This is a genomic window from Halomonas eurihalina (assembly GCF_008274785.1).
GTDB classification, from domain to species: Bacteria; Pseudomonadota; Gammaproteobacteria; order Pseudomonadales; family Halomonadaceae; genus Halomonas; species Halomonas eurihalina.
In genome coordinates this window covers 170,401-194,125 of the sequence record NZ_VTPU01000002.1, presented here as the reverse complement: position 1 = coordinate 194,125, position 23,725 = coordinate 170,401, and the positions used below count along the sequence as shown (strand labels likewise).

20 protein-coding genes and 1 pseudogene are annotated in these 23,725 nt (G+C 66.1%); 9 read left to right on the top strand and 12 right to left on the bottom strand.

The genetic code is table 11. The features are described 5' to 3' along the window. Nucleotide 1 precedes the first annotated feature (1 nt). From FZZ93_RS03855 to FZZ93_RS03840, 4 genes are read left to right on the top strand one after another with little or no spacing between them, the layout of a single operon-like run. Complete coding sequence (locus FZZ93_RS03855) at nt 2-649, top strand: CerR family C-terminal domain-containing protein (protein ID WP_149321006.1); 648 nt, start codon at nt 2-4, stop codon at nt 647-649. Next, the gene (locus FZZ93_RS03850; protein WP_246146099.1) at nt 646-1,083 is read left to right on the top strand and encodes an NUDIX hydrolase; all 438 of its coding nucleotides are present in this window, start codon (nt 646-648) and stop codon (nt 1,081-1,083) included. Before FZZ93_RS03855 ends, FZZ93_RS03850 begins: the two co-directional genes overlap by 4 nt. A gap of 18 nt (nt 1,084-1,101) precedes the next feature. Beyond that, a complete protein-coding gene (locus tag FZZ93_RS03845) occupies nt 1,102-1,308 on the top strand; it encodes a DUF3565 domain-containing protein (protein WP_149321005.1) in 207 nt (68 codons plus the stop codon). 28 nt (nt 1,309-1,336) lie between these two features. Then, nucleotides 1,337-3,166: a monovalent cation:proton antiporter-2 (CPA2) family protein gene (locus tag FZZ93_RS03840; protein WP_149321004.1), complete on the top strand. Its 1,830-nt coding sequence runs from the start codon at nt 1,337-1,339 to the stop codon at nt 3,164-3,166. A gap of 204 nt (nt 3,167-3,370) precedes the next feature. Here the strand turns inward: FZZ93_RS03840 and FZZ93_RS03830 are convergent, their stop codons facing one another. The 3 genes from FZZ93_RS03830 to FZZ93_RS03820 are packed head-to-tail and all read right to left on the bottom strand — an operon-like array spanning nt 3,371 to nt 7,884. Beyond that, entirely contained in the window at nt 3,371-5,644 is a 2,274-nt protein-coding gene (locus tag FZZ93_RS03830) for an ATP-dependent DNA helicase (protein WP_149321002.1), read from the bottom strand. Then, nucleotides 5,641-7,320: a VRR-NUC domain-containing protein gene (locus FZZ93_RS03825; protein ID WP_149321001.1), complete on the bottom strand. Its 1,680-nt coding sequence runs from the start codon at nt 7,318-7,320 to the stop codon at nt 5,641-5,643. The genes FZZ93_RS03830 and FZZ93_RS03825 overlap by 4 nt, the downstream gene beginning before the upstream one ends. 33 nt (nt 7,321-7,353) lie before the next feature. Then, complete coding sequence (locus tag FZZ93_RS03820) at nt 7,354-7,884, bottom strand: retropepsin-like aspartic protease family protein (protein ID WP_149321000.1); 531 nt, start codon at nt 7,882-7,884, stop codon at nt 7,354-7,356. A 115-nt stretch (nt 7,885-7,999) separates the two neighbouring features. Between FZZ93_RS03820 and FZZ93_RS03815 the strand changes: the two genes are divergently transcribed. Beyond that, entirely contained in the window at nt 8,000-8,611 is a 612-nt protein-coding gene (locus FZZ93_RS03815; protein ID WP_149320999.1) for a flavin reductase family protein, read from the top strand. A 16-nt stretch (nt 8,612-8,627) separates the two neighbouring features. On the opposite strand, the gene FZZ93_RS03810 is transcribed toward FZZ93_RS03815, so the two are convergent. From FZZ93_RS03810 to FZZ93_RS03800, 3 genes are all read right to left on the bottom strand, one after another. Continuing rightward, entirely contained in the window at nt 8,628-9,983 is a 1,356-nt protein-coding gene (locus FZZ93_RS03810; protein ID WP_149320998.1) for an MFS transporter, read from the bottom strand. 93 nt (nt 9,984-10,076) lie between these two features. Beyond that, the gene (locus FZZ93_RS03805; RefSeq protein WP_149320997.1) at nt 10,077-12,104 is read right to left on the bottom strand and encodes a CocE/NonD family hydrolase; all 2,028 of its coding nucleotides are present in this window, start codon (nt 12,102-12,104) and stop codon (nt 10,077-10,079) included. A 14-nt stretch (nt 12,105-12,118) separates the two neighbouring features. Further along, a complete protein-coding gene (locus FZZ93_RS03800) occupies nt 12,119-13,426 on the bottom strand; it encodes an ATP-grasp domain-containing protein (protein WP_149320996.1) in 1,308 nt (435 codons plus the stop codon). Nucleotides 13,427-13,688: 262 nt separating this feature from the next. Between FZZ93_RS03800 and FZZ93_RS03795 the strand changes: the two genes are divergently transcribed. Next, nucleotides 13,689-13,976: a sll1863 family stress response protein gene (locus tag FZZ93_RS03795; protein WP_149320995.1), complete on the top strand. Its 288-nt coding sequence runs from the start codon at nt 13,689-13,691 to the stop codon at nt 13,974-13,976. 172 nt (nt 13,977-14,148) lie between these two features. On the opposite strand, the gene FZZ93_RS03790 is transcribed toward FZZ93_RS03795, so the two are convergent. Further along, nucleotides 14,149-15,318 carry a toxic anion resistance protein gene (locus FZZ93_RS03790; protein ID WP_149320994.1) on the bottom strand — a complete coding sequence of 390 codons (1,170 nt, stop codon included), beginning with the start codon at nt 15,316-15,318 and terminating at the stop codon, nt 14,149-14,151. 32 nt (nt 15,319-15,350) lie between these two features. Beyond that, nucleotides 15,351-16,415 carry a cobyrinic acid a,c-diamide synthase gene (locus FZZ93_RS03785; protein WP_246146098.1) on the bottom strand — a complete coding sequence of 355 codons (1,065 nt, stop codon included), beginning with the start codon at nt 16,413-16,415 and terminating at the stop codon, nt 15,351-15,353. A gap of 20 nt (nt 16,416-16,435) precedes the next feature. On the opposite strand from FZZ93_RS03785, the gene FZZ93_RS03780 reads away from it, so the two are divergent. Next, entirely contained in the window at nt 16,436-17,260 is an 825-nt protein-coding gene (locus FZZ93_RS03780) for a helix-turn-helix transcriptional regulator (protein WP_149320993.1), read from the top strand. A gap of 24 nt (nt 17,261-17,284) precedes the next feature. Here the strand turns inward: FZZ93_RS03780 and FZZ93_RS03775 are convergent, their stop codons facing one another. The 4 genes and pseudogenes from FZZ93_RS03775 to FZZ93_RS03760 form a co-directional block, all read right to left on the bottom strand. Continuing rightward, nucleotides 17,285-18,064 (bottom strand): DUF2182 domain-containing protein, encoded by a 780-nt coding sequence (locus FZZ93_RS03775; protein ID WP_149320992.1) that lies wholly within the window; start codon nt 18,062-18,064, stop codon nt 17,285-17,287. 11 nt (nt 18,065-18,075) lie between these two features. Continuing rightward, entirely contained in the window at nt 18,076-18,708 is a 633-nt protein-coding gene (locus FZZ93_RS03770; RefSeq protein ID WP_149320991.1) for a DUF1326 domain-containing protein, read from the bottom strand. Between the two features lie 211 nt (nt 18,709-18,919). After that, nucleotides 18,920-19,114, bottom strand: a pseudogene (locus FZZ93_RS03765) (aldehyde dehydrogenase family protein); the annotation flags it as partial. A gap of 150 nt (nt 19,115-19,264) precedes the next feature. Beyond that, on the bottom strand, nt 19,265-20,503 hold the full coding sequence (locus FZZ93_RS03760) for a M20 family metallo-hydrolase (RefSeq protein ID WP_149320990.1): 1,239 nt from the start codon (nt 20,501-20,503) through the stop codon (nt 19,265-19,267). A gap of 390 nt (nt 20,504-20,893) precedes the next feature. On the opposite strand from FZZ93_RS03760, the gene FZZ93_RS03755 reads away from it, so the two are divergent. Next, entirely contained in the window at nt 20,894-22,312 is a 1,419-nt protein-coding gene (locus FZZ93_RS03755) for an aminotransferase (RefSeq protein WP_149320989.1), read from the top strand. 64 nt (nt 22,313-22,376) lie between these two features. Then, on the top strand, nt 22,377-23,720 hold the full coding sequence (locus FZZ93_RS03750) for a Na+/H+ antiporter NhaC family protein (RefSeq protein WP_149320988.1): 1,344 nt from the start codon (nt 22,377-22,379) through the stop codon (nt 23,718-23,720). Nucleotides 23,721-23,725 lie beyond the last annotated feature (5 nt).

Genomic DNA, 23,725 nt, shown 5'->3' with positions numbered 1-23,725 from the left:
AATGTCCAGCGCCGACACCACCCGCGAGCGCCTGATCCAGGCCGGCATCCGGCTGTTCGGCGAGCACGGCTACAAACCGACCACCACCCGCATGCTGGCCGATGAAGCCCAAGCCAACATCGGTTCCATCGCTTACTACTTCGACAACAAGCACGGCCTCTACCTCGCCGCGGCGCGCTACATCGCCGGGGCCCTGCGCGAGCGCCTGGGCATCGGCGCACCCGGCAGCGTACCCGACGACCGCGCAGCCGCCCGGGCGACCCTCGAAGACATCGTGCGGCGCATGGTGCGCACCTTCGCCACGGACCTCGAATGCCGCCACTGGCTGTTGATGGTGATGCGCGAGCAGCTCCATCCCAGCGAAGCCTTCGATATCCTGCAGAACCAGGCCTTCGGCGTGGTCCAGGCGACGCTGAGCAGCCTGATCGGCCGTCTCACCGGACGCGACGCCGACGACCCGGTCACCACCCTCGAGACCCACACCCTGGTCGGGCAGATCGTGTTCTTCCTGATCGCCCGCGAGCCCCTGCTGCGTCGCCTCTCCCTCGAGACCTTCGATGCCGAGACCCTGGCCACCGTCGAGGACGTGGTCGTCTCGCACCTGCGCCTCTTCGATATCCCGGCCCGGCAGTCGTCGATGCTAGAATGACGAGGCCATCACTGTCGGAGTTCGCCATGCCCGCTGCCGCGCCCACCCTGCATATCGCCGCCGCCCTGATCGAGGATGCCAGCGGACGACTGCTGCTGGTCCGTAAACGCGACACTACCGCCTTCATGCAGGCCGGCGGCAAGATCGAGCCCCATGAATTGCCGGCCGACGCCCTGTCCCGGGAACTGTTCGAGGAACTCGGCTGCCGACCCCGCCACCTCGAGCCGCTCGGCGAATTCACCGCCCCGGCGGCCAACGAACCCGGCCATGGACTGCACGCTCATCTGTTTCGCGTCGAACTGGACGGCCCACCCCAAGCCGCCGCAGAAATCGCCGAACTGCGCTGGGTCTCGCCCGTCGATGCCGCGACATTGCCCCTGGCTCCCCTGACACGGGACATCGTGCTGCCCCGGGCCAGCGCCCCCGCGGCCTGAAGCGCCCCGGATCGACGCATGCATCAGGCCATCATCGGCTATCATCGCGACGAGGAGGGTCACTGGGTGGCGGAACTCGCCTGCGGCCACGACCAGCACGTGCGTCACCAGCCACCCTGGACCGAACGCCCTTGGGTACTGACCGAACGAGGCCGACGCTCCCGGCTCGGCCTCGTCCTGACATGCCGCAAGTGCGAGCGTGGCGAACCCCGGGACCGACCTTGAATGCCAGCCCCATCGACGGAGTGATCACGTGGCCATCGACCTGCTCTACAACTGTCTGATCTTCCTCGCCGCCGCCGTGCTGATCGTGCCACTGGTCAAGCGCCTGGGGCTCGGCGAGGTTCTCGGCTACCTGATCGCCGGCGTCGTCATCGGGCCCTCGGTGCTGGGCCTGGTGCCCGATGCCGAGGCGGTACTGCAGTTCTCCGAGGTCGGCATCGTCTTCCTGCTGTTCGTGATCGGCCTGGAACTCAAGCCGTCACGCCTCAAGCTGATGCGCAAGCCGGTATTCGGGTTCGGCGGTCTGCAGATGCTGATCACCAGCCTGGTCCTGGGCGGTCTCGCCCTGATGCTGGGGCTGTCACCGGCCCCCGCCCTGGTGGTGGGTTTCAGCCTGGGGCTATGCTCCACGCCCCTGGTGCTGCAACTGCTCGGCGAAAAGGGCGAGCTGACCACCCGCCACGGCCGGCTCGGCTTCGCGCTGCTGCTGTTTCAGGACATGGCGGCGATTCCGGTACTGGCCGCCATTCCGCTGCTGGCCGGCAGTGTCGTCATGACGGACGGCTGGGGTGTCATGCTGCGCGATACGCTGATCGGCGTGGGTGCCTTCATCGCCCTGATCGTCGGCGGTCGCCACTTGCTGCGGCCACTGTTTCGCTTCGCCGCCGCCACGCGCAGCCGGCAGGTATTCGCCGGCACCTCCCTGCTGGTGGTGATCGGCGCCGCCCTGTCGATGGAGCTGGCTGGCCTGTCCATGGCGCTCGGCGCCTTCATCGCCGGTGTACTGCTGGCCGACTCCGAGTACCGGCACAGCATCGAGGCCGATATCGAGCCCTTCCGCGGCCTGTTGCTGGGGCTGTTCTTCATGGCCGTGGGCATGACCGCCCAGATCGGCCTGCTGGGCGAACGCCCCGGCCTGGTGCTCGGCCTCACCGCGCTGCTACTGGTGGCCAAGTGGGCCAGCGTAATGATTGCCTCCCGTGCCTACGGCACCAGTTGGCGAGACGCCTTGAATCTCGGCGTGCTGCTGTCCCAGGGCGGCGAATTCGCCTTCGTGCTGCTCACCGCCGCTGGCGCCGCCGCCCTGCTGGCCCCTGATCTGGTCGGACTGCTGGTGCTGGTGGTTTCGCTGTCGATGGCTGCCACGCCGGTGCTCTTCCAGCTCCACACCCGGCTGGTTCGTCCACGGTTCGCACCGCCCGCACCGAAGCGCGAATACGACCAGCCCGCCGACACCTCAGCGCAGATCATCATCGCCGGGTTCGGCCGCTTCGGCCAGGTCATCGGCCGTACGCTGCAGGGGCTGCACATCCCCTACACCATCCTCGACATCAACGCCGAGCACGTTGCCTTCGTGCGCCGCTACGGCAACGAGATCTACTTCGGCGACGCCTCTCGACTCGACCTGCTGGAGGCCGCCGGCGCCGACCGCGCCCGCATCCTGGTGGTCGCCATCTCGGATGTCGAGACCTCTCTGCGCATCGTCCAGCGCGTCCAGCGACGCTTCCCGAAACTGCGCCTGTTCGCCCGCGCCCGCAATCGCCATCACGCCCAATTGCTGATGCGCGCCGGCGTTCAGGACATCGTCCGCGACCTGCTGCCGGCCAGTCTCGAGCTGACCCGGGAGGTGCTGGTCGCGCTCGGCATCGAGCGCCAACACGCGCAGCACACCGTGGACACCTTCCGCCACCACGATACAACGACCCTGATGCGTCAGACAGAAACCTTCGGCGACGAGGCCCAGCAGATCCAGACCGCACAGCAGGCCGCCAAGGAGCTGGAGGAGTTGTTCGAAGCCGACGAAGACGTGGTCACCGAGGCACCAGCGCCGATCACCGAGACGCGAGATACGCATTATTGAAGGGGTAAGAGGTGAGGGATAAGAGGTAAGAGGTAAGAGGTGAGGGATAAGAGGTAAGAGGTAAGAGGTAAGAGGTAAGAGGTAAGAGGTAAGAGGTAAGGAGGAAGGCGAGTGGCGAGTGGCGAGTGGCGAGTGGCGAGTGGCGAGTGGCGAGTGGCGAGTGGCGAGCAGGATACTGACACGTCGTAGCCCGTAGCCCGTCAACTAGACCTGCCACCAATCCGGTAACAACGCCCGATTTTCCCGCCGCGCGAAGCGGTCGTCCATCAGCACCACCACGCCCCGGTCGCCGGGGCCGCGAATCACCCGTCCGGCGGCCTGCACCACCTTGATCATCCCCGGCACCCGGTAGGCGTAATCGTCGCCACGCCCGAAACGGGCCTGAAGCCGCTGCTTGAGCGCCTCGTTGATCGGATCGAAAGGCGGCAGCCCCAGGGTGACGACGAAGGCCCCCACCAGCCGCTCGCCCGGCAGGTCGATGCCCTCGGCGAAGGCCCCGCCGAGCACCGCGAAGGCGATGCCGCTGCCGCCGGGAGCGAAGTCGGCCAGGAAGGCCTCGCGCTCCGACTCGCTCATGCCGCGCCGCTGAGCCCTCACCGGCACCTCCGGATGCTCGGCTTCGAGCCGCGCCCGGGCCGACTCGAGGTAGGCGAAGCTGCTGAAGAAGGCCAGATAATGTCCCGGCCATCGGCGGTACTGCCCGGCCAGTTCGTCGACGATCGGCGCCAGTGAGGCCTCGCGATCCTTGAGGCGGGTCGAGATATCGGTGCGACAGCGCACTTCCAGTTGTTCGGCGTCGAAGGGTGAGGCGACCCGGCGCACCACGCTGTCGGCCGGTAGCCCCAGCAGGTCGCGATGATATTCGGGCGGGCTCAGGGTCGCGGAGAACAGCACCGTCGAGTGCACCGCAGCGAAACGCGGCGCCAGGAAATCCGCCGGCACCAGATTGCGAATGCCCAGCTCCGCCTGGCCACGGCCGTTGCGCCGCAGTTCGCAGAGGGAATGATCGCCGAAGCGCTCCGCCAACCGGGCGAAGGCCAGCGCCTCGAACAGGAAGTCGCGCAGAGCCGGATCGCCGCCATCGGGGTATTCGGCCAGATAGTCGCCGATCGCCGAGACAGTTCCCTGCAAGGCACCGAGCCAGCCGTCGGGCACCGCCGCCAGGGCCTGCCATTCGGTCTCCGGCATGTCGCGCAGCAGATCCCGCCAGCGACGCACCCATCGCCCCAGGGAGCGTTGCAGTGCCGGTGGTGCCTCGCGGTGCAGCCGGTTGAGCCGCTTCTGGGACAGGCCGGCGCTGTACATGCCCCGCGCCCGCTCCACCAGGTTGTGGGCCTCGTCCACCAGCAGTGCCAGCCGCCAGTCATTGGCCTGGGCGAGGCCGTGCAGCAAGGCGCCGTCGTCGAAGTAGTGATTGACGTCACCGACCAGCACATCGCACCAGCGCGTGAGTTCCTGGCCCAGATAATAGGGACAGACGCCATGCTCCAGCGCCAGTTCGCGCAGAGCGTCACGGTCCAGCCAGCCACGCTCGACCGCAGCCTGGCGTGCCTCGGGCAGTCGATCATAGAAACCGCGTGCCAGCGGACAGGACTCGCCATGGCAGGCACGATCCGGATGCTCGCAGGCCTTGTCGCGAGCCACCAGTTCCAGCACCCGCAACGGCAGGCGCGTCTCATCTCTGGCCTCGGCGCCGAGCGCCGACAGGGCATCCAGTGCCAGCCGCCGTCCCGGCGTTTTCATGGTCAGAAAGGCCAGCCGGTCGATGTGACGACGCGGCATGGCCATCAGGCTGGGATACAGCGCCCCCAGCGTCTTGCCGATGCCAGTGGGCGCCTCGGCCAACAGGCAACGGCCACTCGCCGCGGCCCGGTAGACGTCCTCGGCGAGCCCGCGCTGCCCGGGCCGAAAATCGTCGTGGGGAAAGGCGAGTTCAGCGAGTGCCGTGTCGCGCCGCTCGCGGTGCCTCGCCTCGCACTCCGCCCAGGCCCGGAAACGCCGACACAGTTCCGCCAGGAAGTCGAGAAGCTCGCCGGCCTCGGCCTCCCGGGTCAGCAGCGTCTCGGCGCCGGTGACGACATCCAGATAGACCAGCGCCAGCGTCACCCGCGTCAGCTCTTCAGCCTCGCACAGCAAGGCGCCATAGGCCGAGACCTGCGCCCAATGCAGGGCGCGCTGGTTGTCGCCCATGCGCGAGAGATCGCCACGGTGTGTCTTGATCTCCTCGACGCGCCGCAGATGCGGATCGAAGCCATCGGCACGCCCGCCGACGATCAGGCCCTCCACCCGGCCCGACACCGCCACCTCGGGCCGATACGTATCGCCGCGCCGGGCAACCACCCGGGCGTGCCCCTCGATGCCCTCGCGAGCGCTGGGCGCGGGCGTGAAACGATGATCCAGATCGCCCTGGCGGGCGGTGAACTCGCACAGGGCACGTACCGCCACCCGGTAACCGTCGCCGGTCTCGCACGTCGTCATGACGTCTCCCGCCAGGCGACATGGCACACCGCCGCCGGAATGCCCCGTGCCTGAAAGAAGCTCAGCCAGCGACGCTGGTTGTCCTGGAGGCGATCGCCCGGTCCTTTGACTTCGATGAGGCGATACCTCGGCGACTCGGCGTCGGGCAGGAACTGGATCAGGTCGGGCAGCCCGGAACGGTTCGCCAGGGGATCGGCCAACAAGCGCTCGAAGCAGGCACGCAGATGCGCCGCCGGCAAACGCGCCAGGGCGAGCTCGACCAGCGGCAGCGGTAACCGCTCCCAGTCGACGAAGACCGCGGCCAGACCATGCTTGGCGTGCCAACGGTCGAGGATGCTACGTCGATAGCGCCCGTCGTCCAGCTCGGCCAGGCAAGCCTCGAAGCGTCCGCGGCGGCGGGCCACGAAGTCCTCGCGCCCCAGGTCCGCCGGCCCGGCCTGGAAGGGATGGAAGAAGGCGCCGGGCAAGGGCGCGAAGATGACCTCCCAGCACAACAGGCCGAACAACCCGCAGATCAGGGCGTTCTCCACGAAATGGACCGGCGCCTCGGGGCTGGCGAGATGCTCGGCCACGGCCAGCTCCACCCCGCCGGCATGGGGCGTCAACACCAGGTCGAAGCGCCTGGGGCGTGACTCGGGCGACGGAGAGGGCGGCGCCAGCCCGAGTCGACGACACAGCCTCGGTCGCAGGCGCGACAGGGCCTGGGCCTCGTATTCGCCGACCGGGACCGCCTGCTCAAGCAAGGCATGTGCCCGCTCGTGCTCACCGCGTCGTTCCAGCAGGCGCAGCCGACGAATGCGCCCTTCGCCATCCCCGGACCGGGCGTAATACGACAGGGCCACCTCGCCTTCGCCGCGGCGCTCGGCTTCCCGCCCCAGACGCACCAGCAGTCTCGCTCGCCGGCTTGCCAGCCAGGTATTGCGCGCCGGTGTTTCGCCCAGGTGCTCACCCAGCGCCAGCGGGCACTCACCCTCGTCGAGACGCTCGCGCAGCCGATGCAGGAAGACGTAATCCTCGACTTCCTCGCGGCAGCCGAACGCCCGCGAGTCGACATCGAAGGGCACCGTCTCGAAGCGCTGCACACCCAGCTCGGCCAGCACGAACTCCGCCCAGTCCTGGCGCAGGTTGCCGAAGAACATCAGGCGCAGCCGGTCGCACAGCGGCATCACCGTCAGACGCACCAGGCGATCCGGGGCCTCGGGCCACCACTCGGTCAGCGGGAGCGGGTCGGTCAGCCGCGCTTCCAGCGCCTCCCGCAGCACCGCCTTGCCAAGCGAACGCGATAGACCGGCCGCGGCGATCTCCCCGGCCAATGCCTGACGCAGTTCGGACAGGCGCAACTGGCGAAACAGTTCCCCGACATCACACGCGGGATCGTCCTCGACGAAGCCAGCTTCCAGCAGCGGCGCCAGGGCCGCCTCCACCGCGCCGATCTCGGCATATTCGAGCCTCGAGTACCGAAAGACCTCGCCCCGGCGCATCACCATGCGCACCAGCAAGGCCCGGGACGCCATCGGCAACCGGGGAAAGGACTCGAGGAAGGCCCGCTCGGCATCGTCCAGCAGGTCGTCGTGCCGTACCGCAACCCAGTCCAGCACGAACTGAAAGTTGCTCAGGTAGTAGCGCGGGTCATCGAGGGACGCCGAGACGCCCTCAGTGGAGGAAGCACTGTTCATACGTACATGATAACAGGCTCGCCACGACCTGCCCTATTCCGAGGAGGCGTCGGACGGCACCCGCAGGGTCAGCCGGTCTCCGCTGATCGCAATATCGAAGCGCCCCAGGTAACTCATGCCCAGCAGGGCCTTGTTGCCCGGCAATCCGTTGCTGATGGAGCCGCGAACTTCCCGAGCGGTCAGACCGCCCAGGCTGACCGTGTCGAGAGTGGTCAGATGGCCTCGCGCCCGACCATTGGCCGTGGCGAACCAGGCCTCGCCCTGACGCTCCAGGTCGAGTCGCTCGGCCAGAGAGCCGGACACCGCCACGAAGGTGGCGCCGGTATCCAGCAGGAAGGGCACCGGCTCGCCATTGATGCGCCCGGTGGCGACGAAATGCCCCGAGGCGTTGCGCTCGAGCGTCAGCGTCTCGCCGGCTTCGATATTGACCAGATGGGCATTCGGATTCTCCCGGCGCTCCAGCATGCCCTGCAGCCACCAGGTGCCGAGTCCCAGCAACAGCGCCCAGAACAACAGCATCATGCCGAGACCGAATCGCCTCACCTCGCGTTGCTCGTTCCCCACGATTCCTCCTCGGCCCTTGCTACCCCGACACGATGAGCGCCCCCATCACTATGACACTGGACCCGGGGCGTGGCCCATGCTGGGATGAGGGCTTTCCACCGTCGCGGAGACCGACATGTCAGATACCCGGAAGGCCAGCGAACTCGGCGCCGACCTCCTCTACCGATTGTTCTCGGGCGCCATCGCGCCGCGGCCCATCGCCTGGGTCTCGACCCTGGACTCAGCCGGCAACGCCAACCTGGCCCCCTTCTCGTTCTTCAACGTGGCCAGCGTCGACCCGCCCGTGCTGGCCTTCTCGCCACTGCTGGACGGCCAGGGCGCGGCCAAGGATACCCTGCACAACCTCGACGAAGTGGCGGAATGCGTGGTGCATATCGGCGGAGAAGCACTGGCCGAGCCGCTCAATGCCACCAGCGCCAGCCTGCCCCGCAGCGATGACGAGTTCCTGCATGCCGGCCTGACCAAGACCGCCATGCCGGGATTACAGGTTCCGCGCATCGGCGAGGCACCGCTGGCCTTCGGCTGCCGAGTACGCGATGTGATCCGCTTTGGCGACCGCCCGCGCTCGGGCAATCTCGTGCTGGCCGAGGTCGTGGTGGTACATGCCGACGCCGACGTCTGGGATGGCCGCCACGTGAACATCGAGGTGCTGCGCCCCATCGGCCGCCTCGCCGGTGCCGACTACAGCCGCACCACCGACCGCTTCTCGCTCGAGCGCCCCCGGTAAGGGGGATGAGCGAACGTCACCCGCCATTGCGGGCTTCCCAGTCGCGCGCCGCCTGCATGCCGCGCGCCTGGCTCACGCCCAGACAGATCACAATGGCGATGATGAACAGCGCCGCGCACAGCAGGATCGAAGCCTGCAGGCCGACCACCGACTGCAGCAGTCCCAGGCCAATGATGCCGAACACCCCCGCCAGCTTGTTGGCAAGCCCCCAGAAGCCGAAGAACTCGGCGGACTTGCGACGCGGCGAGAACAATCCCACCAGGACACGGCTGGCGGACTGGCTCGAGCCGAGGCTGAGCCCTGCCAGGCAGCCGACCACCAGGAAGAGGTGCTGCGCCTCCCAACCGAGGCCGAAGTTTGCGTTGAGCCAGGCGGTGAGTTCAGGCGTGGCCCAGATCGCCACGATCGCCGCGACCCACAGCGCCAGGGTGATCAGGTAGGTGAGCTTGGTGCCGATGCGGTCCTGGATGGCACCGAAGCCTAGGGCGCCGGCGGCAGCGGTGATCTGGACGATAATGAACATGACATTGCGGATCGCGGCATCCCAGCCGATCACCTGAGCCCCGTAGATGAAGGCGAAGGCGATGATGATGTAGACGCCGGCCATGGAGAACAGCAGGGAGACCAGGAAGGTTGCCAAATCGCGGAAATGACGCAGATCGTGCAGGGTCGTGGAAACCCGCTGCCAGGCGATCCGATGATAGGGCAATCCCGGCGGCTGCGGCGTGCCGCGCTCGCGCAGCCACAGGAAGGTGGGAATGGCGGCGACCAGGAAAAAGCCGGCGGCGAAGGGCCCTACCCAGCGTATGCGCTCGAAGTTATCGGCAGTGGCCTCGCCCAGGGCCACCAGGGTGAAGCCGGCGGCAAAGAGCCCACCCACGTAGCCCAGCGCCCAGCCGAAGCCCGAAATGCGGCCCAGAGCCTCCGGCGGCCCCAGGTCGGGCAAGAAGGCGGCGATGAAGGACTCGCCCATCGAATAGGCGTAGTTGGATACCACGATCAGCACCAGTCCCAGCACCACGTAGCCGGGGGCCACGAAGTAGAGCATGGCGGTGGCACCGATGGTGGCCAGGTAACTGGCGAACAGGAACCGCTTCTTGTCGGCCCGGTAATCCATCACCGCACCGCACAGCGGGCCGGTGATCACCACCAGCAGATAGCTGATCGCCAGCGCCAGGCTCCACAGGAAGTTGGCCAGCCGATAGCCATCGCCTCGGTCCCCGACGATCACCGTGGTGAACAGCTCGCCGAACACCACCGTGATGATCAGCAGGGTATAGGCCTGGTTGGCGAAATCGAACATCGCCCAGCCGAGGATTTCCTTGCGCGAGGCCCAGGGCTTCGCGGCCGCATCGGCGGTCGTCACGCTCATGGGGGCATCCCTGTCGAGAAAGGCTCAAGATAGCAGCTCGCCGCCCTCCTCGACCATCGTCCCGCCTCTCCGCATGCCCTGTGAAGATGCCCGCTATACCAGATCCCGCGGAATCGTCTCGTCCCAGGTCTGGGCGTAGATCCGGGTCTCGCCTTCCCAGGCATCCAGGGTAGCGCGCAGCCGGAAATTGTCGGCGTCGCAGGTCATCAGAGTCCGGGTCAGGGTGCGCACCTCCCAGTCGTCACGGCGGAAACTGCGCTCCCACTCGGTCCAGCCGCTGACGCTGTCGTAGCTGCCGTAGGCGTAGCGGTAGCGCTCGGTGACCCGGGCGGCGATCTCCAGGTCGATATCGTCGAGCCGGTAGCGCCCCTCGTCGTTGATCACCTCGAGGGTGGTCTGGTCGTGGGCCAGGTCACGGATCACCCGCCAGCTCTCCCGAGTGGGCTGGAGCAGGGTCTTGGCGATCGGCGGCGCGCCCTCCGGCTCGGGGAAGTCGGGAAGGCCTGCTTCCTCGGACGGGCGCGGCGTTCGCATCGGCAGAATGAGCCGGCTGCGCCCGGGGCACAGGGTCAGCATGACCGGACGCGGCGCCGGCCAGGCCAACGGCCAGTAGCTGGTGGACAACGACAGGCGGATGGCATGGCCGGCGGGAAACTGCTGGGCAATATGCTTGAGCGCCACTCGTACCCGATAGCGCTGCCCCGGCACCAGCGGTTCCGGTGACTCGTCACTGTCGCGATGCGTGAGGTTCAGCAGGCCATAGGAAACGCGCGTGGCCTTATCGTCCTCGGCGACATCGATCAGGCGCAGCGCCACCATGGCCACCGGCTGATCGACTTCGAGTTCCAGCTCGACTGCGGGCTGACCACAGATCTCCGCGCGCTCCTCGAGACGCGGCGTCTGGAACACCAGCGCGCCCCCATCCTCGTCCCGCTGATCGTGAGGTAGATCAGGCGGAGCATTGTAGGAACACCATTTGCCGGCATAGAGCCCCACCGACAGAGGCGAACGAAGGGTGAGCACGGCGTCGTCATCGTCGCCCTGCTCCTCGGGCAACAGGTCATGACCCACGCTGAGCCGGAAGGATGCATCGACGATGCGCGACGACGGCCAGACGGGCTCGGAAACCCAACGCCCGGGACGCACTTCATAGCGCGCCGAGGGCGGTACCGATTCCTGCATCCAGACTCGCAACATGGGCTCATCCATGATGCCGGTGTCGCGCCCCTTGAGCCACTGGTCCCACCAGCGCAGCGCTTCCTGCAGAAAGCCGATGGCCGGACCGGGCACGCCGAGGTGCGGATACTTGTGAGCCCAGGGCCCGATCAGCCCCTTGCGCGGCACATCGAGACCGGCCAGCAACCGGAAGACGGCATTGCAGTAGCCATCGGCCCAGCCGCTGATGGCATAGACCGGGCAGCGGATAGCCGAAAAATCCTCGCACACCGAACCGTGCTTCCAGTAGGTATCGCGGCGCTGGTGGGCGAGCCATTCGGCCAGCCACAGGCCGCTTCCTTCGAGGCGCTCGAGCCACATGTCTCGCCAGCGATCCCCGACCAGCATCGGATCCGGCGGGCAAGCATTGCCGTCGAACATCGTCGACGCCCAGGATAGATTGTCGCCCAACAGGCAACCGCCCATGTGGTGGATGTCGTCGGCATAACGGTCGTCGGTGGAACACAGAGAGATCACCGCCTTGAGCTGGGGCGGCCCCAGGGCGGCAATCTGCAGGCCATTGAACCCACCCCAGGAGATCCCCACCATCCCCACCTCGCCGCTGCACCAGGGTTGCGCGGCCAGCCACTCGATGATCGCCACCCCGTCGGCCAGTTCCTCGGGCAGGTACTCGTCGGTCAGCACGCCATCAGACTCGCCTGTACCGCGAATGTCGACCCGCACCCCGGCATAACCATGGCCGGCCCAGTAAGGATGCGTCTGGACATCGCGGGCGGCGGTCAGGTCGCGCTTGCGATAGGGCAGGTACTCAAGGATCGCCGGTACCGGATGTCGTTCGGCATCCATCGGTCGCCAGATCCGCGCTGCCAGGCGGGTACCATCGGCCATGGGAATCCAGATTTCTTCCTCATGCACCGCACGGGGAAATGCATCGACAACGCGCATCCACGTCTCCTTGGTCAACCTTCGATCTCGTCGAAATCGAACATCAATCGCGCTGCGAGTCGCTCGTAATCATCCAGCAAGCGTTCCGCGCTGTCGGCCCCCATCCAGATGTAGGCCAGGGCATAGCTGTAGCTGTCCTGCTCGGGCATGGTCGACAGCCGCTGTCCCGGCGCCACCTGCAGAGCGATCACACTGCCCGGAAAGTCCGCCTCCAGGGCATCGATCTCCTCGTCGCTGGGCACGCGGGTGATGACAGCGTCGACGAAGAACACCCGATAGAAGAACTTGGCCGCCACCGCGTAGTCGCCCCCGCGATGCGGCATGTCAGGGCGCCGCCCGAGCGCCAGGTCGACGGTGACCTGCTGGTGGCTGACACCGTCGACCTTTTCGAAGAGATCGCAATGGGACTGGGAAATACGGGTATTGATCTCGAGCAGCCAGATGCGGTCCTGCACCTCGTCCCAGAAGTACTCGATGTTGAAGGCCGAGTTGTCGAAGCCGATGTGGCGCATCACTGTGTCGGTGAGCTCGCGCATCTTGTCCTGGACGGGATCGGGCAGCCCCGAGGGGTAACGATAGTGAAAGAAGCTCAGCACCTGGGGATAGCGCAGTGAGTCGACAATACCGTAGCTGACCACCTCGCCTTCGAAGACATATCCCTCCACGGTGCACTGCCAGCCGCCGATGATCGCCTCGGCCATGCAGAAGTGGCCGTCCACGGCGGCAATCTCGTCCGGCAGGCGGGCGTGCTCGAGCACGGTGTTGAAGGGATCGGCAATCAGGCCGATGTCCTCGCGCAGCTTCTCGATGGCATGGTAGAAGTCCTCGGGGGTATCGATACGGAATCCCAGTCGCGACCCCGAGGACTTGATCGGCTTGATGAAGAAGGGAAAGTAGAGCCCCGCCTCGCCGATATGGGTCAGGGCATCGTCGTTGAAGGGATCGAAGGCCGTGAAGGCCGGGATATAGTCAGGAATGACCTCCTTCTGTACCCGCCGGCTCCAGTATTTGTGCTCGCACTTGAGCAGACTCGACAGCGAAGGGGAACGCGTGCCGAAACGCTCGCAGAGGATCGGCAGCATGGTCGAGACGGGAAAGTCCATGTAACCGACGATGGCATCCACGCTGCCATCGAAGGCCTCCAGCTGCGCGGTCGCCTTGTCGAGCATGGAAGCGATATCGAAGACCTCGGTGTCGTAGACCACCTCGGGGTCGATGACCCCATGGAAGTGGCTGGCGCCGGCCCCCCTCAGGCTTTCGAGTCGTTTTCGGTTGGCATCGTTGAGTCCCACTACGAAGACATTGCGCGCTCCGGTATCCATGATCGCCCCTTGCGGCTCCAGGCCGCGTCGTCAAGGCATCGCGGCTCATCCCGGATGCCTTCCAGGAGATGCAAGATGCAAGCATCGCTCCCTTCAGCATAGTCCAGAGAGTGCCCAGATATGGCGGCACTTGCCCATGATGTATCGAGATACGCTCGTGCGAGAGTCAGGTCGCAGCGCTCTTTTGCGCTCGAGCGGGGAACTCATGGCGACCGGCAGGATCGTCAAGAGAAGACAGACAACACTCTGTGGAGGAGCCCCCATGAATCAACGTGACGCCTTTATCGAACGCCTGAAGGAGAGCCTCGCCGAATGGAATGCCGAGATCGAGGCGCTGGCCGAGCGGGCGCGCCAGGCCGGCGAGCAGACCCGCGAGCGCCATCAGGAAGACATCGACCGCCTGAAGGCACGCCGCGACGAGGCCCGGCGCCGGCTCGATGAGCTCCAGGCCTCCGGCGAGGAAGCCTGGGACGACATGCGCCAGGGCGCCGACGAGGCCTGGGAGCATTTACGGGAGGCGTGGAAAAGAGCCAGCTCACGCTTCAAGTGAAAGAAGCACTGCATAAATACCTGCTCCTGCAAATCACTTCGTTACGCGGTGCTGGTACGCCAGCCCGGTCGAAAGCTCGCCTAACCCCTCGTTATGTCTCGCTTTCTGCGCTCCGGGCGCCCTGCACTTTACTAGGCTCGGTGATTTATTCAGCGCCTCCTGAATCGGAAGCTCAGCGCGCCTCATCGTCGCCCGGCTCGCCTCGATCCAGGCGCTCGGTCGCCGACCGCCCTCGCTGCGCCAGGCCCTCCAGGCGCTCGATCTGCGACGCCAGTTGCGGCAAGGCATCGCGACGGTAATGCGCCAGGTCGTCGATGGCGCCCATGACATCGCCGAAGGCGCGTTCCAGCGACTGCATGTCCAGCGTCGCCGAGGACGCCCGGGTCTGGATGTCCACACCTTGACGCTTCAGCGCCTCGGCGGTACCGGCGATGGTCTCGGAAGTGGCGGCATTGAGCGACTCGATGCGTTCCAGCACCAGCCGCTGGTTGGCCAGCGCCAGGGCCACCGTGGCCGCCACGCTGAGCGCCGAAACGGTGACATTGATCGCCCGGTCCACGCCCCGCATCAACTCGCGATTGTTGCGGATGATCACCTCGAGGGCCAGCACGCCCTGCTGGCTGACCGCCTGTTGCTGCTGGAGATCGAGAATCCGCTGGCGCAGCGGGAACAGCAGTTCCTCCTCGACGAAACTGCGGCGCTGCTCATCGAACTCCGGCAGGGCGTTCTCCAGGCGTGCGTCGATGGCGCGTCCTAGCGCAACCTGGCGTTCCAGTTGGCCGAGCGTCTCGCGCAGGGCCTGTTGATCGTCGCTCAGGGTCAGGTTGTCACGGGCCAGCCGATCACGGCCGCTTTCCAGATCGGCGATGATGGCATCGAGTGCCTGCTGGGCTGTCTCGAAGCGCTGGAAGTAACGCTGAAGGCGCGTCCCCACGCCCGGAATCAGCCGCCGCACACGGTCCAGCGGCCCCGGCTCCAGGCGGTGATGGCGCGGATCCAGCCGGGTCATCCGGCCTCGCAAGTCCCCCAGGGCCTTGGCGACCGCCCCGCCGTCTTCCCCTTCACGGGCCAGCTGATGCAGCGGCGTCTTGAGCATCTCGCTCTGATGGGCGGCCTGACGCTGAAGGTCGAGCCCCATCTCGTCCACCGCACGGCGCTGCTCGGCGGCAGCGCTGGCGTTATCGCCCAGAATCTCCTCGACGAAGGCCTCGGCCAGCGCCTCGAGTTCCGGGTCCAGCGTCTCTCGATGGTCCGCTTCGTCCCGCTCCAGCTCCTCGGCGATACGCTCCACCGGCGGCAGCGACAGGCGGCTACCCGGCTTGTCCGCGGAGGCATCAGTCATGGTGTTTCTCCTTTGTCAGCCTGGGGCTTGTCTCAGTCGGATGAGTGCGGCTGTTGCCGTTGCCCATAACGCTCGGCCCCCTCGATGAAACGCCGCAGTTCGTCGCAGGCCCGCTCCGCGCCCAGGGCCGCCTTGGGGCGGCCGGTGACGACGCGCGACAGCGTCACCGCGGCATCGTCGAGTGCCGTCAGCGCCGCCTCGTTGCGCGCCGCGAGCCGGCGCAGGGCGATCTCGGTCTCCTCGATCAACGCCAGCCGTCGGCGCAGGGCTTCGGTCTCCTCGGCGGACAGGCGCACGGCATCCTTGGCAAGCCGGCTGCGCACGTAGTCGACATCCATGCCGCGAATTCCCTTCGCCCGGTCGACCATGGCGTCGAAATCGTCCACCGCCCCCAGGCTCACCTGCTCAACCAACGAGCGAGCCCGCTCGAAGGCCAGCTCGCCGGGCTCGAAGCGACTCTCCAGCACCTCGTTGACGTGACGATAACGGCCATGGAGGCGATCGACCCGGGACGCCAGCTCGGGACGCTCGACGCCCAGCAGCTCGCCCTTGACGCGGCACAGAGCCTGGACGAGCTCGTCGGCCCCCACTGGCGGACGAGAGGGATCGAGTTCGACGACACCAGACTCGGCGCGTGCACGCTCGCGGCGTCGGGCAGCCTCGAACCGACGCTGTTGGCGGCGCATTCGCCAGCGACGCCAGCGACGCTCCAGGGGCAGTCCGACGGCGATGGCCACCAGGCCCGCCAGCCAGCCCCACAGGCTGGGACCGAAGCCACCCCACAGCGATGTCAACCACATCAACAGGCTGATGAAGGGCAGCACGGCGCCGTAGCGCACCAGCACACGCCAGCGCTGCGGATGCTCTGTGGGCAGTGCCAGCCGCGGATTCACCAGGCCGACCAGGCACCACGGCGGGCAAGTGAGGAACAGGCCATAGGCCGCTCCCTGCAGAAACTCCAGCATGGTGTCGTCGATCCTCCCCTTTTGCTCGTCCGGCCCCTTCATGATGCGGTGCACGGCGCCGCTTAGCCAGCCCGCATTGCAGGGCGGCTCACCGAACGCCGCCGTGATATGCTGCCGGATGCGGTTCGTCATCCATCAGTACGGTAATCCTCGTGACCCCGACCGAGCATCTCGCCAATGCCGCCAGCCTGACCTGGCACCGTCACCTGGCCCGCCTGTTCCAGGCCGCCGCCGGCAGCGGCTTTCCGACCCTGCTGGAACAGACACTGCGCGAGCTGGTCGGTTTCGACACCATCCTGATCAATACCTACAAGGGACAACGGCGACCGCTGCTGATTCACGACAATTATCCGCCGGCACGGCGCGAGCAGGGCATCGAACGCTACCTGAGCCAGGCCTATCTGCTGGATCCCTTCTTCAAGGCCGTGTACGACGGCCTGGAGAGCGGCGCGCATCGGCTGCGCGAACTGGCCCCGGACCGTTTCGAGAGCAGCGACTACTATCATCACTATTACCGTGCCCTGGGGCTCACCGACGAAATCGGCCTGTTCGCCAGGGTCGATACCAACGTGGTGATGGTGGTGTCGCTGGGATTTCGCGATGACGCGCCCCGAGTCACTCGCCGGGACCTGCAGGCATTGCGCCACATCGCACCAGTACTGGAGGTCCTGCTCAGCGAATACTGGAAATGGCAGGAGCATCGCTTCCACCAGTGCCTGGACGAACGAGAGCCGGTGGAAGAGGCCTTCGACAGCTTCGGCCAGGAGAGCCTGACGGCACGCGAACGGGAGATCGTGCGCCTGTTGCTGGCCGGCCACTCCACCAAGTCGGCAGCCCGCGAGCTGGACATCAGCGACGGCACCGTCAAGGTGCACCGCAAGCACCTCTACCAGCGCCTCGAAGTCTCCAGCCAGTCGCAGCTGTTCCGGCTGTTTCTCGACCACGTGGCGCTGGTCTCGCGTCAGCAGAGCAACTGAGCGCCTCCTCCAATAGATAGCGCCTCAGGTCAGGGCCGCCCACAGGGCCATCCCACCCCAGGCCACCAGCACGCCGCCCAGAAGGCGCCCCAGCCAGTGACCGGCAGGAGCCAGCTTCTCGACCAGCACCCAGAGCGCCAGCCCGGCAATCCAGACCAGACTCATGACGCCGCCGACAAACAGCAGCAGCATCAGCACCCAGCAGCAGCCGAGACAATAGGCACCGTGATGCAGCCCCATCATCAGGGCGCCTAGCCTGCCCTCGCGCCACCGGGTGAGCACAAACTCCAGCGGTGAACGGCAATGGCGCAGGCAAGCCTCCTTGAGCGGCGACCACTGGTAGAGCCCGGCACCGATCAGTACCACCCCCGCCACGCCCTGGCTGGTGAGCGCCAGCATCGGCGACAGCAGTGCCGCCCGCTGCAATCCGTACTGCAGCAGTACCGCTGCCAGGCTGAACAGCACCCAGACGATCAGGTAGCCGGCGGCGAAGAGCCCCGTCGCCGCGGCAGCTTCGCCACGGGCGCGCCGCCGCCGGGTCATAGTGGCATGCAGCAGAAGCATCGGGGCGGCACTGGGCAGCATCATCGCCGCCATCATCAAGCCCCACATCAACAACATCAGCCCCGCATCGAGGAGCGACCAGACGCCCCCCGTCATGGGCATCATCAGGCTCCCGCCACGCGCCATCAGGGCAGCCTCGGCGATCAAGTAAGCCCAGCACAGAACGATGACCAGGCACAGACCGCCGAGCACCCAGCGCCGGTCGTGGCGCAACAGCCGCTCCAGTGGGTTCGCTTGCATGTCGAAGCCCTCTAGGCGGCGACCCCCTGGGGTGTCTGGATCACATGAGCCAGGGTACTGTGGGACCCACGGGTCGTGAAGGCCAGCTCACCGGTACTCTCGATATCCGCCGAGGCCACCTCGCCCTCGAGATGCTCAAAGCCTTCCGGCATCACGACCCGGATGCGATGAGGCTCATCGGTCACGGGATTGCGGATCGGCGTCACCCGGGAGCTCAAGGCACCGGGAATTTCGATGCGGGCCGTGCGCCCGGCCATATCGAATTCGAACTCGATCGGCGCGACGATGGGATCGTGCAGCCGAGCCACGATCAGGCTGAAGATATGGAAGAGCGTGCCTTCGTCGGAATGCGCTCCGGAAAGAATCTCGGACAGCGCCTCGAGCTGGGCCGGGCTGGCGCTTTCGTCGATCAACACCTGAGCATCCCCGTTACCCTCGTGCAGCGGCCCCGGGAACTTCACCACCACGAAGAAACTCAGACCGTCGAGGCGCGTGTCACCGAAATGGCCGGAGGTGATGCGCATGCCCAGGAAACCCAGGCATTCTCCCTCGGTGGGAGGCGCCAGGAAGTCGCAGGGACAGCCGAAGGCGCAATTGCAGTTCTTGAGCCAGTCTCCTTCGAGACGCCAGTCTTGGCGGGACATAATGGAACCCTCTCTTTAGCCGTCGGACAGCGGCCGGTGGCCGGATGGGTCGCCGGCCCGTGAGGCTCCTTCCGGGAGCAGGACATCTTTCTCCCTGTCTGACTCAGTGTAGACATAAAACCATCGTCTCCGGAGACTCAAGACACCACACACCATCGGCCCGACGGGCAGGGCCTGGTCCTCCAGCCCCGCGCCACCGAATTCAGCACCCTCAGGGCGCGGGGGTCAGCGACATCCAGACGGCCTTGAGGTCGGAGTACTCCTCCAGCGAGTGATGCGACTTGTCGCGGCCGTTGCCCGACTGCTTGACGCCGCCGAAGGGCACCGTCTGGTCCATGTCCGCCCAGTTGTTGACGAACACCTGGCCCGAACGCAGCCGACGCGTCACCCGCATGATGCGGTCGATGGCCGCGACGAAGGCATCGTCGACATAGGCACGGGTCTCGAGACCTTGCTCGACCAGCAAGGCGGCCAGCGCCCGCCAGTCGGCATGGGTTTTGGGAATCGAGGTTTCGGGAATCGAGGTTTCGGATCGGGTCATGTCGACCTCCTGTTATCAGGACGCACGGTTGGCGCGCTCGACGATGGCATCGCAGAGCACCTGGGCACCCGCGGCGCAGTGTTCCGGCGTGGCGTATTCGGCCTCGTTGTGGCTGATGCCGTCGCGACAGGGCACGAAGATCATGGCCGTCGGCGCGACCCGTGACACATAGACGGCATCGTGGCCGGCACCGCTCATCATGCGACGATGGGGCAGTTCCCGCTCTCGAGTGGCCCGCTCCACAGCGGCGACGCACTCGGGGGCGAACTCAACCACCGGGGAGGCCCAGATCCGCTCCTGGGATACCGTCACGCCGAAGCTCTCGCCGACCTCGACGAGCAACTGCTCGAAGCGCTCCTGCAAGGCATCCAGCTCGCGCTCCACCACGTGACGCAGGTCGATGGTCAGCGTCACTTCGCCGGGCACCACATTGCGCGACGACGAGACGATATCCAGGCATCCGCAGGTGACCTTGGTGTCGCCGCTTTCGTCGGCCAGGGCATGGGCCTGCAGCCGGTCGATCAGGCGCGCCGCCGCGGCCAGGGCATCGTGTCGATAGCGCATGGGAGTGGGGCCGGCATGGGCCGATTGGCCCGAGAGCGTCACGTCGAACCAGCGCATGCCCTGGACGCCGGTCACCACGCCGATGGTCTCGCCTTCTTCCTCGAGCACCGGGCCCTGCTCGATGTGCAGCTCGAAGAAGCTGTCCAGGCGAGGTTCGCCAACCGGCGACTCACCAGCATAACCACAGGCCTCGAGGGCCTCGCCAAGCGTCGCGCCGTCGCGGTCCTCGCGGGCCAGGGTCGACTCGACGCTGAACGCACCGGCATAGGTGCCGGAAGCGACCATGGCCGGCGCGAAGCGGCTGCCTTCCTCGTTGGTCCACACCACCAGCTCCAGTGGCCGCTCGGTGACGATGCCCTGATCCGCGAGGGTACGGAACACCTCGAGCCCAGCCAGCACACCGAGGATGCCGTCGAAGCGACCGCCCTTGGGTTGGGTGTCCAGATGACTGCCCATGGCCACCGGGTCGAGGTCGTCACGCCTGCCGGCACGGCGGATGAAGAGATTGCCAATACGATCGACCCGCCAGGTGCAGCCGAGCGACTCGCACCAATCGAGCAGCAAGCGCCGGCCGGCGGCGTCTTCTTCGGTCAGGGCAAGGCGACAGCTGCCGCCGTTCTCGGTGGGGCCGATCTCGGCCATGGCCATCAGGCTGTCCCACAGCCGCTGGCCATCGATGGAAATCGTCATGGTGAGCCTCTTCGGTCGTTGTTAGGAAGGCACCGCATCAATCCCTGCACATGCAAGTCGCTTCGTTACGCGGTGCTGGTGCGCCAGCTCGGTCAAAAGCTCGCCTCTCCCACTGTCGAGAGGCGCCGGGGACAGATCGAAGAGGAGGTCTTTTGCCATGGATGGCAAAAGTAGCACCCATGGAAGGGTTCACAGCGCCTCCTCGGAGACCTGTCGACGGTTCAGCCTCCGAACGACAACGCAAACGGCGGCCTTGGCGATCAGAGGCCACTGAGTGCAGTGAAATCACCTTACGAAGGCTCGAGCCGAGATCGATATACCCCAATGAGGATATGTTCGCCGACCGTCGGGGCTGGCTAGGCTGGCCGACACTCGACAGGAGGTATTGCCATGACCACAACAAGCACTCGTCAGACGACCGACCGTCCCGTCCTCGATGCCGAGACCCTGTGGCAGAAGGACAAGGATCACTTCATCCACCCCTTCACCGATTACAGCACCTTCCATGAACAGGGCTGCGACCTGATCACCGACAGCGACGGCATCTACGTGCAGGATGCCAAGGGCAACCGTTTCATCGACGGCATCGCCGGGCTGTGGTGCGTCAATGTCGGTCACGGTCGTGCCGAGATCGGCCAGGCCATGGCCGATCAAGCCACGCGCATGGCCTACTTCTCGACCTTCAACAACCTCTCCAACGCACCGGCCGCCGAACTGGCCGCCAAGCTCGCCGAGCTGGCGCCGGCCCACCTCAACCATGTCTTCTACAGCTGCGGCGGTTCGGCAGCCAACGATGCCACCATTCGCCTGGTGCACTACTACTTCAACCGCCTGGGCAAGCCGAACAAGAAGCGCATCATCTCGCGCAACAACGCCTATCACGGCACGACCTACATGGCCGCGACGCTGACCGGCATCGCGAGCAACAACTGGGAATTCGACACCCTCGATCACCTGGTGACCCACCTCAGCGAGGCGAACTGCTATCGTCGCCCCGAAGGCATGAGCGAGGCCGAGTATTGCGATCACCTGGTGACCGAATTCGAGGAGGTGGTCGAACGCATCGGCGCCGACAATATCGCCGCCTTTATCGCCGAGCCGATCATGGGGGCCGGTGGCGTGCTGGTGGCGCCCGAGGGGTATCATGCGCGCATGCAGGCGGCATGCCGCGCCAACGACATCCTCTTCATCGCCGACGAGGTGGTCACCGGTTTCGGTCGCCTGGGGCACTTCTTCGCCTCGGAGCAGGTGTTCGACACCCAGCCGGACATCATCAACTGCGCCAAGGGGCTTTCCTCGGGCTACGCCCCGCTGGGCGCGACCCTGATCTCCGACGAGCTCTTCGAGGTGCTGGGCACGCCCCAGGGCAAGGGCGGCGTGTTGAGTACCGGCTTTACCTACTCGGGCCACCCGGTAAGCTGCGCGGCGGCGCTCAAGAACATCGAGATCATCGAGCGCGAGGACATCTGCAAGAACGTTCGCGAGGTGGGCCCCTATCTGGAGGAGCGGCTCAAGACACTGTCGTACCACGCCACCGTCGGCGACGTGCGCGGCAGCCACTTCATGATGTGCCTGGAAAACGTGGCCGACAAGGCAACCAAGGAGCTGCTGCCAGTAGAGGCCCGCGTCGGTGACCGGGTCGCCTTCGAGGCCCAGCAGCGCGGCCTGATCATCCGACCGGTCGGGCACCTCAACATCGTCTCTCCCCCGCTGATCTGGACGCGGGAAACCGTCGATCGCGTGGTCGACATCCTCGACGAGGCCTTCGGTGCGGCGACCGAGACGCTGCGCGAGGACGGCTTCCTGTAAGACCGACCGCCCGGTCGTCGCTCGGCCGGGCCCGTCAACCAACAACGACAATAGAGAGCGACCCATGGAACCCTATGGCGCCTGGAGCCTGATTCCCACACTGGTGGTGCTGGGAATGGCCATCCTGACACGACGTACCATCGAATCGCTGCTGACCGGCTGCCTGGTCGGCCTGTTGATGACCGATCCCATCCATGTCGTCTCCCAGGGCTCGGACATCCTGCTCGGCGTGCTCGGCAACGATACCGTCACCTGGATCATCCTGGTCTGCGGCCTGTTCGGTAGCCTGATCGCCCTGCTGGTCAAGACCGGCGGCGTGCTCAGCTTCGGCGATACCATGACCCGACGCATCCACAGCCGTTCCCAGAGCCTTCTGACCACCTGGTTCCTGGGACTGATCATCTTCGTCGATGACTACCTCAATGCCCTGACCATCAGTGCCTCGATGAAGAAGATCACCGACCGCTTCGGTATCTCCCGGGAGAAACTGGCCTATATCGTCGATTCCACGGCCGCGCCGATCTGCATCCTGGTGCCCTTCTCCACCTGGGCGGTGTTCTTCGCCGGCCTGCTCGAGGAGAACAACGTGACCGGCAATGGCATGAGCCTGTACATCGAGGCCATTCCCTTCATGTTCTACGCCTGGGTGGCCGCCGCCATCGTGCCGCTGGTGGCGCTGGGCTGGGTGCCCAACCTCGGCCCGATGAAAGCCGCCGAGGCCCGCGCCAACGCCGGCCAGCCGATGCCCGACGGGGTCGACGACAACGCCCTGGAAGTCGACGAAAGCAAGCCGCGCCCTCACCTCCTCAACTTCCTGGTGCCCATCGCCACCCTGATCTTCTTCACCTGGTATTTCGACATCGACATCCTGCGCGGAGTGATCGTGGCGCTCGCGGTGACCCTGACGCTGATCCTGTCGCAACGCCTGCTGAGCTTCCACGACACCTTCGACACTGCCCTGGAAGGCTTCAAGGCCATGATCATGCCGCTGGGTACCCTGGTGGCCGGCTTCGCCCTCAAGGACGTCAATGACGTACTGGGGCTGACCGACTTCGTGATCGGCACCGTTCAGCCGCTGATGACGGCCGGGCTGCTACCGGCGGTGGTCTTCATCACCATGGCCTTCCTGGCCTTCGCCACCGGCTCCTTCTGGGGGCTGTTCGCCGTGGCCATGCCCATCGTGCTGCCACTGGCAGAGAGCGTTCAGGCCGACATGCCGCTGGTGGTCGGTGCCCTGATCTCGGCCAGCGCCTTCGGCAGCCACGCCTGCTTCTACGGCGACTCAACAGTGCTGTCCGCCCAAGGCAGCGGCTGCTCGCCGATGGCCCATGCCCTCACCCAGTTGCCCTATGTACTGATTGCCGCGGCCATCGCTACCGTTGTATTCCTGACCGTCGGTTACTTGTGAGAGCG

Coding starts and splice junctions, on each gene's coding strand:
- FZZ93_RS03805 (WP_149320997.1), bottom strand. CDS start 12,104: ATGCGCGTTGTCGATGCATTTCCCCGTGCGGTGCATGAGGAAGAAATC.
- FZZ93_RS03845 (WP_149321005.1), top strand. CDS start 1,102: ATGCATCAGGCCATCATCGGCTATCATCGCGACGAGGAGGGTCACTGG.
- FZZ93_RS03850 (WP_246146099.1), top strand. CDS start 646: ATGACGAGGCCATCACTGTCGGAGTTCGCCATGCCCGCTGCCGCGCCC.
- FZZ93_RS03830 (WP_149321002.1), bottom strand. CDS start 5,644: ATGACGACGTGCGAGACCGGCGACGGTTACCGGGTGGCGGTACGTGCC.
- FZZ93_RS03760 (WP_149320990.1), bottom strand. CDS start 20,503: ATGACGATTTCCATCGATGGCCAGCGGCTGTGGGACAGCCTGATGGCC.
- FZZ93_RS03810 (WP_149320998.1), bottom strand. CDS start 9,983: ATGAGCGTGACGACCGCCGATGCGGCCGCGAAGCCCTGGGCCTCGCGC.
- FZZ93_RS03750 (WP_149320988.1), top strand. CDS start 22,377: ATGGAACCCTATGGCGCCTGGAGCCTGATTCCCACACTGGTGGTGCTG.
- FZZ93_RS03795 (WP_149320995.1), top strand. CDS start 13,689: ATGAATCAACGTGACGCCTTTATCGAACGCCTGAAGGAGAGCCTCGCC.
- FZZ93_RS03800 (WP_149320996.1), bottom strand. CDS start 13,426: ATGGATACCGGAGCGCGCAATGTCTTCGTAGTGGGACTCAACGATGCC.
- FZZ93_RS03755 (WP_149320989.1), top strand. CDS start 20,894: ATGACCACAACAAGCACTCGTCAGACGACCGACCGTCCCGTCCTCGAT.
- FZZ93_RS03815 (WP_149320999.1), top strand. CDS start 8,000: ATGTCAGATACCCGGAAGGCCAGCGAACTCGGCGCCGACCTCCTCTAC.
- FZZ93_RS03825 (WP_149321001.1), bottom strand. CDS start 7,320: ATGAACAGTGCTTCCTCCACTGAGGGCGTCTCGGCGTCCCTCGATGAC.
- FZZ93_RS03785 (WP_246146098.1), bottom strand. CDS start 16,415: ATGACGAACCGCATCCGGCAGCATATCACGGCGGCGTTCGGTGAGCCG.
- FZZ93_RS03790 (WP_149320994.1), bottom strand. CDS start 15,318: ATGACTGATGCCTCCGCGGACAAGCCGGGTAGCCGCCTGTCGCTGCCG.
- FZZ93_RS03770 (WP_149320991.1), bottom strand. CDS start 18,708: ATGTCCCGCCAAGACTGGCGTCTCGAAGGAGACTGGCTCAAGAACTGC.
- FZZ93_RS03855 (WP_149321006.1), top strand. CDS start 2: ATGTCCAGCGCCGACACCACCCGCGAGCGCCTGATCCAGGCCGGCATC.
- FZZ93_RS03775 (WP_149320992.1), bottom strand. CDS start 18,064: ATGCAAGCGAACCCACTGGAGCGGCTGTTGCGCCACGACCGGCGCTGG.